At 66.5% G+C, this 14991-nt stretch carries 13 protein-coding genes; 3 read left to right on the top strand and 10 right to left on the bottom strand.

The annotated features are described in order from the left end of the window. Positions 1-161 precede the first annotated feature (161 nt). Positions 162-1046: an alpha/beta fold hydrolase gene (locus LJ656_RS17570; protein ID WP_230510659.1), complete on the bottom strand. Its 885-nt coding sequence runs from the start codon at positions 1044-1046 to the stop codon at positions 162-164. 205 nt (positions 1047-1251) lie between these two features. Beyond that, positions 1252-2142: a ferritin-like domain-containing protein gene (locus tag LJ656_RS17565; protein WP_230510658.1), complete on the bottom strand. Its 891-nt coding sequence runs from the start codon at positions 2140-2142 to the stop codon at positions 1252-1254. A 369-nt stretch (positions 2143-2511) separates the two neighbouring features. On the opposite strand from LJ656_RS17565, the gene LJ656_RS17560 reads away from it, so the two are divergent. The 3 genes from LJ656_RS17560 (at position 2512) to LJ656_RS17550 (ending at position 4725) form a co-directional block, all read left to right on the top strand. Further along, complete coding sequence (locus tag LJ656_RS17560) at positions 2512-3036, top strand: gamma carbonic anhydrase family protein (protein ID WP_230510657.1); 525 nt, start codon at positions 2512-2514, stop codon at positions 3034-3036. A gap of 64 nt (positions 3037-3100) precedes the next feature. Then, positions 3101-4051, top strand: a complete 951-nt coding sequence (gene hslO / locus LJ656_RS17555; RefSeq protein ID WP_230510656.1) for an Hsp33 family molecular chaperone HslO — start codon at positions 3101-3103, stop codon at positions 4049-4051. A 284-nt stretch (positions 4052-4335) separates the two neighbouring features. Continuing rightward, complete coding sequence (locus tag LJ656_RS17550; protein ID WP_230510655.1) at positions 4336-4725, top strand: hypothetical protein; 390 nt, start codon at positions 4336-4338, stop codon at positions 4723-4725. 150 nt (positions 4726-4875) lie between these two features. Here LJ656_RS17550 and ftsB read toward each other — a convergent pair whose 3' ends face one another. The 8 genes from ftsB to lolD form a co-directional block, all read right to left on the bottom strand. After that, positions 4876-5310 (bottom strand): cell division protein FtsB, encoded by a 435-nt coding sequence (gene ftsB / locus LJ656_RS17545; protein ID WP_230510654.1) that lies wholly within the window; start codon positions 5308-5310, stop codon positions 4876-4878. A gap of 112 nt (positions 5311-5422) precedes the next feature. Beyond that, positions 5423-6706 carry a phosphopyruvate hydratase gene (gene eno, locus LJ656_RS17540; protein WP_075301327.1) on the bottom strand — a complete coding sequence of 428 codons (1284 nt, stop codon included), beginning with the start codon at positions 6704-6706 and terminating at the stop codon, positions 5423-5425. A gap of 166 nt (positions 6707-6872) precedes the next feature. Continuing rightward, complete coding sequence (gene kdsA, locus LJ656_RS17535) at positions 6873-7727, bottom strand: 3-deoxy-8-phosphooctulonate synthase (RefSeq protein ID WP_230510653.1); 855 nt, start codon at positions 7725-7727, stop codon at positions 6873-6875. After that, positions 7724-9397: a CTP synthase gene (gene pyrG, locus LJ656_RS17530; RefSeq protein WP_230510652.1), complete on the bottom strand. Its 1674-nt coding sequence runs from the start codon at positions 9395-9397 to the stop codon at positions 7724-7726. Before pyrG ends, kdsA begins: the two co-directional genes overlap by 4 nt. A 167-nt stretch (positions 9398-9564) precedes the next feature. Beyond that, positions 9565-10368: an alpha/beta fold hydrolase gene (locus LJ656_RS17525; RefSeq protein ID WP_230510651.1), complete on the bottom strand. Its 804-nt coding sequence runs from the start codon at positions 10366-10368 to the stop codon at positions 9565-9567. 171 nt (positions 10369-10539) lie between these two features. After that, complete coding sequence (locus LJ656_RS17520) at positions 10540-13203, bottom strand: ComEC/Rec2 family competence protein (RefSeq protein ID WP_230510650.1); 2664 nt, start codon at positions 13201-13203, stop codon at positions 10540-10542. Positions 13204-13325: 122 nt separating this feature from the next. Continuing rightward, positions 13326-14114: a TatD family hydrolase gene (locus LJ656_RS17515; protein ID WP_230510649.1), complete on the bottom strand. Its 789-nt coding sequence runs from the start codon at positions 14112-14114 to the stop codon at positions 13326-13328. 138 nt (positions 14115-14252) lie between these two features. After that, positions 14253-14981, bottom strand: coding sequence for a lipoprotein-releasing ABC transporter ATP-binding protein LolD (lolD, locus tag LJ656_RS17510; RefSeq protein WP_230510648.1), 729 nt, complete (start codon positions 14979-14981; stop codon positions 14253-14255). Positions 14982-14991 lie beyond the last annotated feature (10 nt).

Raw genomic sequence — 14991 nt, 5'->3', positions numbered from 1 at the left:
TCTGCGGCCATTTTACTGCAACGCAGTAAGGGACCGCAGGGGTATCGCGAGACGGGGGGCCGGCCGCTGGCGTCGCGCGAGTTCAGGACCGCTGGAGGGCGGATGCCTGGCCGATTCAGCGGTGAGGCAGCGGCGATTCAGCGCCGCGTGGACCATTGCCGTTACGCGCAAAAGCCTTCGATCAGGGCCGCAATCTGCTCCGGCTGGTCGTGATGCACCATGTGGCCGGCTTCATCGATGATCTTTTCGTGCCAATCGGGAAACGCCTGGAAACGCGCCTTGAATTCGTCGAGCGGGATTTCGCCGGCGATCTGCGCGAGCGTCGGCGATCCGGCCGCCTCGACGTGCAGCACCTTCGCGCTGACCTTGCGCCACACCGCCATCACTTCATCGACGCGGTACAGCGTCGGGCCGCGCACCTTGTGCGCCGGATCGGCCAGCAGCATGTACTGGCCGTGCCCGTCCGGCTTCGACCAGTGTTGCGCTAGAAATTGCGCGCGCCGCGGATCGAGCCGCGGATTGGTCTTGATCAGCCGCGCGGCAACCGCGTCGAGCGATTCATAGCGCTTCAGCTGCGGCGGATCGCGCAACTCGTCGAGCCAGTTGAGCAGACGTTTGGGCGCTTGCGCCGGATGCGATGGCGCGAGCCCGAAGCCCTCCAGATCGACCACGCGGCGCACCCGCTGCGGGCGCACGCCCGCATACACGCACACGACGTTCGCCCCCATGCTGTGACCGACGAGGTTCACCGCGCCGTCCGGCGCATAGTGGTCTAGCAGCGCGTCGAGGTCGGCGAGATAGTCCTGGATCCAGTAGCTGCCGCCGCCACGTTCGGCGACCGGCCAGTCCGACAGGCCGAAACCGCGCATGTCGGGCGCGATCACCTGCCAGTCGCCGGCGAGCGCATCGACGACGAACTGGAACGACGCCCCGACATCCATCCAGCCGTGCAGCATGAACAGCATCGGCGCGTCGGGACGGCCCCACCGTCGCACATGCAAACGGACGCCGCGCGCGGCAACGAACTCAGAGCGGGAAATATTCATGTACGGCGCACCCACGAAAAAGAATGGTCGTTCGATTATAGGGATAGCCGTGCCGGAAGTGGTAACGGTTTATCGAGGCGCGGCTCGATCGGCGCTCGCCCGCGGAACTCGCGGCGCTGGCTGTGGTATGCCGCGGCCGGGTTCGTCGGGCGCCAGCTACGGGTCTCTGGAGATCCTTGCGGGTCGATGCGGATTCGCTGCGGACTTACTGCGGGTCTTGGCGCGTGTCGGCCCCGGCGTCAAGGCTCGCCAGCGCGGCGAGTTCGGTCTCGTCGAAACCGGCGTCGCGGCGCGCTTCGAAATTGAACGGGCCGCGCAATTTCGGCGCGTGGTACTGCTCGGCGAGACGCAGATAGGTTCGATGCGGATCGAGACCGCTGCCGTCGCACAGATGACGAAACCAGCGATTGCCGATCAGCACGTGGCCGATTTCATCGCGCAGGATCACGTCGAGAATCGCCGCCGACGCGTGGTCCCCCGCCTGCTGCAAACGCGCGCGAATCGGCGGGGACGCGTCGAGGCCGCGCGCTTCGAGCGTGCGCGGCACCAACGCCATGCGCGCGAGCACGTCGCCGCGGGTGCGCTCGCACATGTCCCACAGCCCGCCGTGCGCCGGGAAGTCGCCGTACGCGTGGCCGTATTCGGCGAGCCGCGCGGCGAGCAGCGAGTAATGGTAGGCCTCCTCGGCGGCGACCTTGAGCCAGTCGGTGTAGAACGTCGGCGGCATGGTGGCGAAGCGCCAGACCGCGTCGAGCGCGAGGTTGATCGCGTTGAACTCGATATGCGCGAGCGCGTGCAGCAGCACCGTGCGGCCTTGCGGCGACTGCATGCTGCGGCGGCCGAGCTGGCGTGGCTCGACCAGCTCGGGCCGGCTGGGACGACCGGGCAGACCGGCCGGTTCGGCGAGTTCGATATCTGCGTGACAGAGCGCGCGGCCGTCGAGCACCGCCGCGTGGAGGTCGCGGGTCGCCGCCGCCTTGGTGGCCGGATCGCGCTCGCACAACGCGGCGAGCGCGGCGCTACGCGCGCAGTACGGCGCTTGCGCGCGAGTCGATGCGGAGTAAGCGGAGCAAACGGGCGAAGCGACGGATGTCATGAAGAGCGGATCTGCAAGGAAACGGGGACAGGCAACGGAAGATGAAGCGAGCGCGCGTCAAACGCCACGGGAAACGTTGTGAGGCTGAGTGCGACGGCCGGAACGGGCGGCGAGCTCGGCGGGACGGAATCGCGCCAGCGCCCCGAACACTTGCCTAAGCACCTTTAGCCACCGTCGAGCCACCGCACGCCCGCTGCCCGACCACGGCGAGCGGCTCGCGCGCACAACCGTTTACAATACCCGATTCGACTGACCGGCGTGCCCACCAGCGTGCCGGTCGATTGGCAGGACGGTAACACCCGATCCACCCTCGCGTGCCGGCGCAAGCCGCCGCGTCACGCGTGCGGCGACCGACCAACAGGAGACATTGTGACGATTTACAAGCTGGGCGAAGCCGCCCCGATCATCCATGAAAGCGTGTTCGTCGCGGATTCGGCGAACATCATCGGCAACGTGACGCTTGAGGAAAACGCCAGCGTGTGGTTCGGCGCGACGCTGCGCGGCGACAACGAGCCGATCACGATCGGCGCCGGCAGCAACGTGCAGGAAAGCGCAGTGCTGCACACCGACCCGGGCTTCCCGTTGACGGTCGAGGCAAACGTGACGATCGGCCATCAGGTGATGCTGCACGGCTGCACGATCAAGGAAGGCTCGCTGATCGGCATTCAGGCGGTGGTCTTGAATGGCGCGGTGATCGGCCGCAACTGTCTGGTCGGAGCGGGCGCCGTCGTCACCGAGGGCAAGGTGTTTCCCGACAATACGCTGATTCTGGGCGCGCCCGCGAAGGCAGTGCGCGAACTGACGGAAGCGGATATCGCCAACATGCAGCGCGGCGCGGCAAGCTATGCCGAGCGCCGTGAGTACTTCAAGGCGCAGCTCGTACGCATCGGCTAGACGGCCGGCGCACGAGGCGCGCCACGACGCGGCATCGGCCGCGTCATTCCACCGAGGAAAAGTTGTGAACGACCAGTTGCAAAAATTCATGTTCAGCGCGGCGCCGGTGCGCGGCGAGATCGTTTCCCTGCGCAATACGTGGCAGGAGGTGCTGACGCGCCGCGATTATCCGGCGCCGGTGCGGACGATTCTGGGCGAAATGATGGCCGCGTGCGCGCTGCTGTCGGCGAACCTGAAGTTCGACGGCACGCTCGTCATGCAGATTTTCGGCGACGGCCCGGTCAAGATGCTGGTCGTGCAGTGCAGCTCGAACCTGACGATGCGCGCGACCGCCAAGCTGTCGGCCGAAGGCAGCCATCTGATCGGCGACGCTACGCCGTTCGTCGATCTGTTGAACGCGAGCGGTCACGGCCGCTGCGTGATCACGCTCGACCCGACCGACAAGCAACCCGGTCAGCAGCCGTACCAGAGCATCGTGCCGCTCGCGGGCGTCAATGGTCCGCTGCAGTCGATCGGCGAGGTCCTCGAGCACTACATGCATCACTCCGAGCAGCTCGACACGCGCATGTGGCTCGCGGCGAACACCGAGCGCGCGGTCGGCATGCTGCTGCAGAAGCTGCCCGGCGACGGCGGCATCGTCCCGCATCCGGGCGAACTCGACGCCGACACCTGGGAGCGCGTGTGCACGCTCGGCGGCACGCTGTCCGAAGACGAGTTGCTGAAGGAAGAACCCGAGACGGTGTTCCGGCGGCTGTTCTGGCAGGAGAACGTCCAGCATTTCGAGCCGGTCGGCGCGCGCTTCGAATGCACGTGCTCGCGCGAGAAGGTCGGCGCGATGCTGAAGATGCTCGGCCGCGAAGAAGTGGATAGCGTGATCGAGGAGCGCGGCCACGTCGAGATTCATTGCGAGTTCTGCAACCAGCGCTACGAGTTCGACCCGGTCGATGTCGCGCAGCTTTTCGTCGCCGACGGGCTGTCGCAGGGTGTCACGCCGGCGGCCGAGCAGCGGCATTGATGCGCTTGATCTTGCTCACGGTCGCCGGGAGCGGCTTCACCACCGCCCACTGACCCGCGCTTGCTGACGATTATCCTCACCGCGCCGCCCGTTGCCTTGTTATGGCTCGGGCGGCGCGGTGCTTTTGGGGGTGCTTTTCGGCGATGCTTTTGGGGATTTTCATCGGCGTTGTCTCCACACGATGCTCACCGCTCCTTGCGTAAAATCATCAACGATGCACCCGATACGGGTGTCCCAGACGCCGCTCAGGTAATCTCAGGCATCGAACCGATGGAGATTCGACCATGAAGCACTCTCTTTCGTCGCTGCGCCCGCTGCGCTCGCTCGCGGTGCTGGCCCTCGTCGCGGGGGGCACCGCACTGATGACCGGCTGTACGATCGATCCACCGGGTCCGTCGCCGATCCTGAGCCGTTTGCCGCCCGATCAGGCGGAGGCGGTCAGCCACGGCCAGCCGCTCTTCCCAGAAGATCGCGCGCGCTATGAGGCGATCGACCGTCAGGTGCTGTTCGAGCAGGATCAGACGATGGCCGCGGACGCCGCCGCGCGCGCCTGGTCGCGGCAGTACTCGGCGCCGCCGCCCATTACGTTCACGGGCGGTTTCTCGACCGGTGGCTGGGGACGCGGCTGGGGGACCGGTATTGGCGTCGGCTTCGGGCCATACTGGGGTTGGTGAACGGGAATGGTGACACCGCCGCGGGCAGTGACAAGCGCCTCGCCGGCTCTGCCCCAAAAGAAAAAGCGCGGCTCAAATGAACCGCGCTTTTTTTTTATGTCTTCTGCCAGCACCAGACCAGGCCCGGCGACACAGTGAGCCGCCTTCACATCAGTGCGCCGGCTTTTTATCCTTCGCCGCCGCCTTGCCGCCATGCCGGCGATCCGGTTTCGCGCGCGACTCCGGATTGGGCACCACGTGCAGCGGCGCAGCCGACATCTCGCCACGCGTCGACGTATTCGCCGACGGACCACTCGGCACCGGCAACGGCTGATTCGGCGACACGAACTGCACGAACACTTCGCCGTCTTTGACCATGCCCATTTCGTAGCGCGCCCGCTCTTCGACCGCGGCCGTGCCGTTCTGCAAATCCTGCACTTCGCCCTGAATGCGCTCGTTGCGCAGCTTCGAGTCGGCGTTCTTCTGCATTTGCTGCGCGAGCTGCTGCTGCAACTCATGCACGCGCAGCCAGCCGCCGTGCCCCCACCAGAGCGGGTACTGGATCAGCGCCAGCAGAACAATCAGTACAGCAGTGACAAGCCGCATGAAGTAAGCACAATAAATACGCGCCGCCCTGCGCTATACGCAGGGCGGCGAGGTCAATCAGAAACGAAGGAAAACCGGCTCATCGAATCGCGTGAACAAACTGGCTGAGAACTTAGCGCAGATTGTAGAACGCCGACTTGCCCGGATAGCTGGCGATATCGCCGAGATCTTCTTCGATGCGCAGCAGCTGGTTGTACTTCGAGATGCGGTCCGAACGCGACAGCGAACCGGTCTTGATCTGACCGGCGTTCAGGCCAACCGCGATGTCCGCAATGGTGGAGTCTTCGGTTTCGCCCGAGCGGTGCGAAATCACCGCCGTGTAGCCGGCGCGCTTGGCCATTTCGATCGCCGCGAAGGTTTCCGTCAGCGTGCCGATCTGGTTGATCTTGATCAGGATCGAGTTCGCGATGCCCTTCTCGATGCCTTCCTTCAGGATGCGCGTGTTGGTCACGAACAGGTCGTCGCCGACCAGCTGAACCTTCTTGCCGAGCTTGTCGGTCAGGACCTTCCAGCCTTCCCAGTCGCCTTCGTGCATGCCGTCTTCGATCGACACGATCGGGAACTTGTCGGCGAGGTTCGCAAGGTAGTCCGCGAATTCCGTCGACGACAGTTGCAGGCCTTCGCCCGCGAGCTGGTACTTGCCGTCGTGGTAGAACTCGCTGGCCGCGCAGTCGAGCGCGAGCAGCACGTCTTCACCGGCGCGGTAGCCTGCTTTTTCGATAGCTTGCAGGATAGTGGACAGACACTCTTCGTTGCTGCCGAAGTTCGGCGCGAAGCCGCCTTCGTCGCCCACCGCGGTGCTCATGCCGCGATCCGACAGAATCTTCTTCAGCGCATGGAACACTTCGGCGCCGCAGCGCAGCGCTTCGCGGAAGGTCGGCTGGCTGACCGGAACGATCATGAATTCCTGGATGTCCAGGCTGTTGTTCGCGTGCGCGCCGCCGTTGACGATGTTCATCATCGGCACCGGCAGTTGCATTGCGCCTGAACCGCCGAAGTAGCGATACAGCGGCAGGCCGGCTTCTTCAGCAGCGGCCTTCGCGACGGCCATCGACACGGCGAGCATCGCGTTCGCGCCGAGACGCGACTTGTTGTCGGTGCCGTCGAGCTCGAGCAGGGTCTTGTCGAGGAAGGCCTGTTCGGAAGCGTCGAGACCCATGATCGCTTCGGAGATTTCCGTGTTGATATGCTCGACGGCCTTCAGCACGCCCTTGCCGCCGTAACGGCCGGCTTCGCCGTCGCGCAGTTCGATCGCTTCGCGCGAACCGGTCGATGCGCCCGACGGTACCGCGGCGCGGCCCATCGTGCCCGACTCCAGCAGCACGTCGCATTCGACGGTGGGGTTGCCTCGCGAATCGAGAATCTCTCGACCGATGATGTCTACGATAGCACTCATGGTTTCCTCAAGGAAATGACGTTGAATTCTTTACTGTGACACGGTATCGCGCACTTGCCGGTCTCCCCGACAGACAACCCGCGCGCCGATACGTTCGACGACCATTATGCGAAAACGCCGCGAGCCGATTATCGAAGGAAATCGTGACACGCGGCGCTCGCCTGAATCAGTTGAAGTTGCTCTCGAGGAACGGGCCGCGCTTGACGGCCTGGTCGAGCGTGACCAGCGTTTCGAGCAGCTCGGCCATGCGATTGAGCGGCACCGCGTTGGGGCCGTCCGACTTTGCCTGCGACGGATCCGGATGGGTTTCCATGAACAGACCCGCCACCCCGACCGCAACCGCGGCGCGCGCGAGCACCGGGACGAATTCGCGCTGGCCGCCCGAGCTCGTGCCCTGGCCGCCCGGCAGCTGCACCGAGTGCGTCGCGTCGAACACGACCGGCGCATTGGTTTCGCGCATGATCGCGAGCGAGCGCATGTCCGACACGAGGTTGTTATAGCCGAACGACACACCGCGCTCGCACGCCATGAAGCGGTCTTCCGACAGACCCGCTTCACGCGCGGCGTCGCGCGCCTTGTCGATCACATTCTTCATGTCGTGCGGCGCGAGAAACTGGCCTTTCTTGATATTGACCGGCTTGCCCGAACGCGCACACGCGTGAATGAAGTCGGTCTGACGGCACAGGAACGCGGGCGTTTGCAGCACGTCGACCACCGACGCGACCTGCTCGATCTCGTGCTCGGCATGCACGTCGGTCAGCACCGGCAAGCCGAGCTGGCGCTTCACTTCCGACAGGATACGCAGGCCTTCGTCCATACCCAGACCGCGGAACGACTTGCCGCTGCTGCGGTTGGCCTTGTCGTACGACGATTTGTAGATGAACGGAATGTTCAGCTTCGCGCAGATTTCCTTCAGGCGGCCGGCCGTGTCGATCGTCATCTGTTCGGATTCGACGACACAGGTACCGGCGATCAGGAAAAACGGCTTGTCGAGCCCGATTTCGAAATCGCCCAGTTTCATGCTTTCTCCTGGACCTCATTGACTGCGCGCGACTGCTGATGCGCAAGCGCCGCTTCGACGAACGACTTGAACAGCGGGTGACCGTCACGCGGAGTCGACGTGAATTCCGGGTGGAACTGCACGCCGACGAACCACGGATGCATGCTGCGCGGCAATTCCATCATTTCCGGCAGATCCTCGCTCGGGGTACGGGCGCTAATGATGAGGCCGCCGCCTTCGAGCTGGGGCACGAAACGGTTATTGACTTCATAACGGTGACGATGGCGCTCGTTCACGTCCTTGCCGTAAATCTCTTCGGCGAGCGTGCCCGGCTTGATCGGGCAGCGCTGCGAGCCGAGGCGCATCGTGCCGCCCAGGTCCGACTCTTCGGTGCGCTTCTCGACGCGGCCTTCGCGGTCGTACCACTCGGTGATCAGCGCGACCACGCGGTTCTTCGTGTCCTGATCGAACTCGGTGCTGTTCGCGTCCTTCAGGCCGACCACGTCGCGCGCGAATTCGATCACCGCGAGCTGCATGCCGAGACAGATGCCGAGGTATGGCACCTTCGCTTCACGCGCATAGCGGATCGCCGCGATCTTGCCTTCGGTACCGCGCCGGCCGAAGCCGCCCGGCACCAGCACCGCGTCGAGATGACGAAGGCTTTCGACGCCTTGCGTTTCGATCTCTTCGGAGTCGATGTACTCGATGTTCACGCGCGTCGACGTATGCATCGACGCATGGCGCAGCGCTTCGATCAGCGACTTGTACGACTCGGTCAGATCGACATACTTGCCGACCATGCCGATCGTCACTTCGTTCTTCGGGTTCTGCAGCTTTTCGACGAGGTCGGACCACATCGACAGATCGGCGGGCTTCGGCGTGAGCTTCAGCTCATCGCAGATGATCGCGTCAAGACCCTGGTCGTGCAGCATCTGCGGAATCTTGTAGATGCTGTCCGCGTCCCACACCGAAATGACCGCGTCTTCGGGCACGTTCGAGAACAGCGAGATCTTCGCGCGCTCGTCGTCCGGAATGCGGCGATCGGCACGGCACAGCAGCACGTGCGGCGAAATACCGATTTCGCGCAGCTTCTGCACGCTGTGCTGGGTCGGCTTGGTCTTCAGCTCGCCGGCCGTGGCGACCCAGGGCACCAGCGTCAGGTGCACGAAGCACGCGCTGTTGCGGCCCAGGCGCAGGCTCATCTGACGCGCGGCCTCGAGGAACGGCAGCGATTCGATGTCGCCGACCGTGCCGCCCACTTCGACGATCGCGACATCCGGCTCGCCGCAGGTCGCGGAAGCCGCGCCCCGTTCGACGAATGCCTGGATTTCGTTCGTGATGTGCGGGATCACCTGCACCGTCTTGCCGAGATAATCGCCGCGGCGTTCCTTGCGGATCACCGATTCGTAAATCTGGCCCGTGGTGAAGTTGTTGGCCTTGCGCATCTTCGTGCTGATGAAGCGCTCATAGTGGCCGAGGTCGAGGTCGGTTTCCGCTCCGTCTTCCGTCACGAACACTTCGCCGTGTTGGAACGGGCTCATCGTGCCGGGGTCGACGTTGATGTACGGATCGAGCTTGAGGAGGGTGACTTTAAGACCGCGCGATTCGAGGATCGCGGCGAGGGAAGCGGCGGCAATACCCTTGCCGAGGGAAGATACTACGCCGCCGGTGACGAAAACATATTTGGTCATCGCTGGATGCTCGCGGGAAAAACGGATTATACCGTAAAGCAAGGGCCCGACCCAGCAAAAAACGACCGACCCGCACGCGTCGATCCACCTCGCGCGGCATCGGCCGTCGCGAGTCGAAATAGCGAATCGAAATAGCGATAAGCAGCGCGGCGAGCCGCGCCGCGCCGTCAGGCGCCCCGCTCCAGTTCGCGCAACATCCGTTGCACCGCGCGCGCGGTTTCGAGCGGCTTTTCCATCGGATACAGGTGGCTGCCCTCGATCCACTCGATGTGGCCGCCGGTAGCGCGGCGAGTCGCGTCGAGTCCGGCCTGACGGATTTCCTTCGAGCGCGTGCCGGCGATGAAACCGACCGGCACCGGCGCGCCGCGCGCGAGCCGCGCGCCGAGCGTATGCGGCAGCGTCCGGTAGATCTGGTATTCGGTGCGGCGGTCGAACGCGAGCGCGCGGCTGCCGTCGGGCGAGCTTTGCGGAATACCGAAGTCGATGTAGTCGGACAGCATCCGTTCGTCCCAGCGCGCGAACGCGGGCTTCGAGTGGAAATGACGCCACGCTTCGTCGCGGCTCGTCCAGTGGGTGCGGCGGTTGCGCGTCGCGGCGGCCGGCGAGAGTCGCTCGTCGAGCCCGGTCCATTGCGAGACCCGCAGCATGCTGCTGCGCCAGCCGGCGATCACCGGCGAGTCGAGCATCACCACGCCCCTCACCCACTGCGGCTTTTTCAGCGCCGCCATCATTGACAGATAGCCGCCGAGCGAATGGCCGACCAGCCACACCGGCTGCTCGTACGTGCGGGCGATGTCGTCGAGCAGTTGTTCGACCAGATGCGGCCAGTCCTGGGTGACCGGAAAGCGCGGGTCGTGGCCGATGCGCTCGATCGAACGCAGCTCGTAGTCGTCGGAGAGCTCGGCGAAGATGGTCCGGTAAGTCGAGGCCGGAAAGCCGTTCGCATGCGAGAAATGGATGATGTTTTTCAACTGCGGCTATCTCCGTGGTGTTCTCGTTGTGTTTTCTTCGTGCTTTTCCGCGCGTGGCGGTCCGCAGCGCAGGGTCCGCACCGCGCGGGTTCGCTGTGCCGGGACCGCCGCCCGCGCGCCGGCGTTTGTTTGCGCGGTTCCCCGCCATGCGTGCTTCCGTCCACTCCGCGCTCAGCGGTCCATCCAATAGCGCCGCTGCGTCTCGCGATAGCGCTCGAGCGTCAATGCCGGCCCCTCGCCGCGCGGGTCCACGTCGACCCGCACCGCGCCGTGCTGATCGCTGCGCGCCAGCTCGATGCCGCGCGCGACGTAACGCGCATAGACGCCCGCATGCGGGTGATGAAAGCGATTTCCGAAGCCTACCTGAAATACCGCGATGGACGGATCGATAGAGTCGAGGAACGGTTCGGTCGACGAGGTCCGGCTGCCATGATGCGGCACGATCAGCAGTTGCGCGCGCAATGCGGCGGGATCGCGTGCGAGCAGCACCCGTTCGGCGGACGCTTCGAGGTCGGCGCTCAGCAGCGCGGCGAAGCGCGCCGGCTCGTTGCCGGGCCGCGGCGGCTTCAGTGATTGGGGCGTTGGCGGGCCACTCGCGGCGGCCGCCGACGTGCGCACGCTGAGCACGCAGCAATGCTCGTTCGGCTTGCCGGACAGCGGCCCCGGGTCCGGCCACAGCATCGCGAATTCGACCCCATCCCACTGCCAGCGCTGCCCGGCCGCGCACGGCGCGGTCTGCGCGCCGTGCTGTCGGGCGACCGACCACAGCGGATGATCTACCGCGAGCGCGGCCACCATCTGCCGCACGTCGATCGCGTCGAATACCGCCGGCACGCCGCCCGAGTGATCGGAATCGGAGTGACTGACGATCAGCGTATCGAGCGTCGTCACCCCATGCGCGCGCAGGAACGGCACGACCACCCGTTCGCCCGCGTGGCTCGATTCGGGACCTGGCCCGGCGTCGAACAGCAACGCGTGATGGGCGGTCTGCACCAGTACTGCGGTGCCCTGGCCGACGTCGAGCGCGGTCACGCGAAACCCGCCGGACGGCACAGCCGGCGCGCCGTCCGCCCCGGGAAGCAGCAGCGGCAGCCACGTCAGCGGCGCGGCCCAGCGCAGCGGCCAGCCGCGCGGCGCGAGACACCAGAGCACGCCGAGCGCCGCCGCCGCGAGCGCCCACGCGGACGGTTGCGGTAGCCACCAGACGGCCCAGCGCGGCCCCGTCAGCAGCTGCAAGCCCGCCATCAGCCACTCGAGAAGTGCGTGCGCGGCGTGCCATGTAAAGCCGTCGAGTGGCGCGGGCAGCGCGACACCCAGAAGCACGGCGGGCGTGACCAGCACGCTCACCCAAGGAATCGCGAACGCGTTCGCGAGCGGCCCGACGAGCGGAATCTGCGAGAACCAGTAAACGGTCAGCGGCGCGAGCGCGATGGTCACCGCGAACTGCACGTACGCGGCGCTGCGCAGCCGTTCGCACAGCGTGCGCAGATGCCGAAGCGCTGCGCCGCGCAGCGCCAGGCAACGCGGCGGCGCCGCCTTGTGCTGCTCGCCGCGCCGACCGCCCTGCCGCTGCCGGTCGTCGTCCCGCTCGCGCCGCGGCTGATCGGAAGCCGCCTCGGCCTGCTCCGTCACGGCCATGCGCGGCCGCCCCGACAGCGCGTACAGAATCGCACCGACCGCGCAGAACGACAGCCAGAATCCGGCCGACACGACCGCCCACGGATCGACCAGCAGCACGAGGCCGAGCGCCCACGCGAACACGGTCGAGCGCGCGAGCTGCCGCCCGCCGACGAACGCCAGCGCGGCAAGCATCGCCATCCACAGCGCGCGCTGCGCCGGTACATTGAAGCCGGCGAGCGCCGCGTGCAGCACCGCGAACAGCGCGCCGGCCGTCACGCCGACGAGTTGCGCCGGCAACCGCAGCGGCCAGTTGCGGCCGAGCCAGCCCGAGCGTCGCCACAGCGCGGCGGCAAGCCACCCGGTCAGTCCCGCGACGATACCGATATGCAGCCCCGAGATCGCCACCAGATGACTGGTGCCGGTGGCGCGCAGCAGCTGCCAGTCGGCATCGCTGATGTCGTCCTGCGCACCGATCGCCAACGCAATGACAATGCCGCGCTGCGGCGCATCGGCGAGCACGCTGTCGATCCGCGCGCGCAACGCGGCACGCCAGCGGTCGATCAGCACCGCAACGCCCTGCTCGCGGCCGGCGAGCCGCCTCGCGCGCTGCGGCGCGCTCACATAGCCCGTCGCCCGTACGTTGCGCGCGAGCAGACTCGCTTCGGCATCGCGCACGCCGAAGTTCGCGTTGCCGTGCGGGCGCTTGAGCCGCACCGGCAGCCGCCAGCGCTCGCCAGGTTCGAGCGCTGGCGGCGGCGCATCGCCGGCGATCCACGACAACCGGATCACCGGCGGAAATGCGGCGAGCCGCGCGTCGTTCGAGTCGACCGCGAACAGAAAGCGCGCGCCGTTCGCGTCGCGCGAGGGCAAGCCCTTGATGCTGCCGGTGACCTCGATGTCGCGCCCTTCCCACCCGGGCGGCAGGTTCACCGCGAGCCGCGCCTGCGCACGCAGTGCCGCATAGCCGAAGCCGATGCAAGCTGCCGCGCAGCAGAGCGCCAGCCAGCCGGCGCCGCGCCGCGCGCGGGCGGTCAGCCGGTGGCGGCGCGCGGGCGCGGAGCCACTGGCTGACCACCCGCGCAAGCCCCACACCGCAACACCGGCCCCCGCGCCGCCCGTCAGCACCAACACCCACCAGTCGCCCGCCTCAGGCAACACCGCCTGCTGCTGCAGCCAGAACACCCCCAGCGCAAACCCGCTCCATACCGCCCGCATTCGCCCTCCGCGCCACCGGCGCCGGCTTCGTCACACGCCGGACCGCGCACCGCAAACAGGCAGCAGCGAGCCCGCCGGGCGTGCAATTGCGCGGCGCGTAATTCGTTCGACCAACCAGTCGATTATGCAGACGAAAGTGCGAGTCGCGGCAGCGCGGCGAGCGCGTTAGCCGTTGTGCCTAGGGCCGTTGCGTCGGCAGTGAGGCCGCGCAGTTGCGCGAGGCCCGCGCCGATCGCGGGAATCTGCTCGGGCGAGTTGCGCTGCTTGTAGATCCACGACGGTGCGATGTCGGGCGCGTCGGTCTCGACCACCAGCGCGTCGAGCGGCAGTTGCTCCGCGAGCCGGCGAATCTGGCGCGCGCGCTCGAAGGTCAGATTGCCGCCGAAGCCCAGATGCATGCCCTGATCGAGATAAGCCTGCGCCTGCTGGAAGCTGCCGTTGAACGCGTGCGCGATTCCGCGATGAATCTGATGGCGGCGCAGCCCCGCGATTACCTGATCCTGCGATTTGCGCACGTGGCAGATCACCGGCAGATCGAATTCGCGCGCGAGCTGCAACTGGCCGTTGTAGAAAAACTGCTGACGCGCTTCATCGAGTCCCTCGACGAAAAAGTCCAGTCCGATCTCGCCGATACCGACGAAGCGCGGATCGTCCAGACTCGCCTCGATTTCCATGCGCAGCAGGTCGAGGTCGCCGTCGGCGGCGTTCGGGGTGAACAGCGGATGAATGCCGAGCGCGTACGCGCCGCCGTCGACGCGGTGCGCGAGCTCGCGCACCGCCGCGAAGTTCTGTCGCCCGATCGCCGGAATCACGATGCGCGACACGCCGGCGCGGCGCGCCGCCGCGGCGACCGCGTCACGGTCGGGGTCGAACTCCGAGGCGTCCAGATGACAGTGGGTGTCGATCCACATGGGCTGTCTCGCTAGCAATGGAACAGGCGCCGCCCGGCTCGCGCCGGCGGCGCCCGCAAGTGCGGGTCAGCGCGCAACGATCATGCCGCGCTTTACGTGGCCTTTACGTCGCGCTTTATGCCGCTCCGCCTGCCGCCGTCACACCGGCACCGGCGGCTCCTCATGCAGCACGCCGTCGCGCAGCCGCATGATGCGGTCGCAGCGGCCGGCCAGTTCCTGATCGTGCGTGACGATCACGAAGCTGGTTTCGAGCGTGCGCGACAGTTCGAGCATCAGGTTGAAGACGGTGTCGGCGGTGCCGCCGTCGAGGTTGCCGGTCGGCTCGTCGGCGAGCACGCACGCGGGCTTGGTGACCAGCGCGCGGGCAATCGCAACGCGCTGCCGCTCGCCGCCCGACAGTTCGCCCGGCCGATGCTTCGCGCGATGCCCCATGCCGACCCGCTCCAGCACCGCGAGCGCCTCGCGGCGCGCGACTTCGGGCGTCTCGCGGCGAATTCGCAGCGGCATCGCGACGTTATCGAGCGCGGAAAACTCCGGCAGCAGATGGTGGAATTGATAGACGAAGCCGAGCGCGCGATTGCGCAGGTCGTTGCGCTCGCGCTCGGACAGCTTCGTGAACGGCTTGCCGAGCACCGACACCTCGCCCGCGCTCGGATCGTCGAGACCGCCGAGCACGTGCAGCAGCGTGCTCTTGCCGGAGCCCGACGCGCCGACGATCGCCAGCTTCTCGCCGCGCCGCACCGACAGTTGCGCGTTATCGAGCACCTGCACGTTCAGCCCGCCCTGCACGAACGATTTGGAAATGCCGGTGGCTTCGAGCACGTACGGATGCGAGGCGGGCTGCACTGCGGGGTCCTGAGCGGTCATGGATGAATCG

It is taken from the genome of Paraburkholderia sejongensis, assembly GCF_020880815.1.
Lineage (GTDB): Bacteria > Pseudomonadota > Gammaproteobacteria > Burkholderiales > Burkholderiaceae > Paraburkholderia > Paraburkholderia sejongensis.
Note: the sequence above shows the minus strand (reverse complement) of the source record. Positions and strands in the feature narration are given on the sequence as shown.

Coding starts and splice junctions, on each gene's coding strand:
- eno (WP_075301327.1), bottom strand. CDS start 6,706: ATGAGTGCTATCGTAGACATCATCGGTCGAGAGATTCTCGATTCGCGA.
- kdsA (WP_230510653.1), bottom strand. CDS start 7,727: ATGAAACTGGGCGATTTCGAAATCGGGCTCGACAAGCCGTTTTTCCTG.
- LJ656_RS17550 (WP_230510655.1), top strand. CDS start 4,336: ATGAAGCACTCTCTTTCGTCGCTGCGCCCGCTGCGCTCGCTCGCGGTG.
- LJ656_RS17565 (WP_230510658.1), bottom strand. CDS start 2,142: ATGACATCCGTCGCTTCGCCCGTTTGCTCCGCTTACTCCGCATCGACT.
- LJ656_RS17515 (WP_230510649.1), bottom strand. CDS start 14,114: ATGTGGATCGACACCCACTGTCATCTGGACGCCTCGGAGTTCGACCCC.
- LJ656_RS17570 (WP_230510659.1), bottom strand. CDS start 1,046: ATGAATATTTCCCGCTCTGAGTTCGTTGCCGCGCGCGGCGTCCGTTTG.
- ftsB (WP_230510654.1), bottom strand. CDS start 5,310: ATGCGGCTTGTCACTGCTGTACTGATTGTTCTGCTGGCGCTGATCCAG.
- lolD (WP_230510648.1), bottom strand. CDS start 14,981: ATGACCGCTCAGGACCCCGCAGTGCAGCCCGCCTCGCATCCGTACGTG.
- pyrG (WP_230510652.1), bottom strand. CDS start 9,397: ATGACCAAATATGTTTTCGTCACCGGCGGCGTAGTATCTTCCCTCGGC.
- LJ656_RS17520 (WP_230510650.1), bottom strand. CDS start 13,203: ATGCGGGCGGTATGGAGCGGGTTTGCGCTGGGGGTGTTCTGGCTGCAG.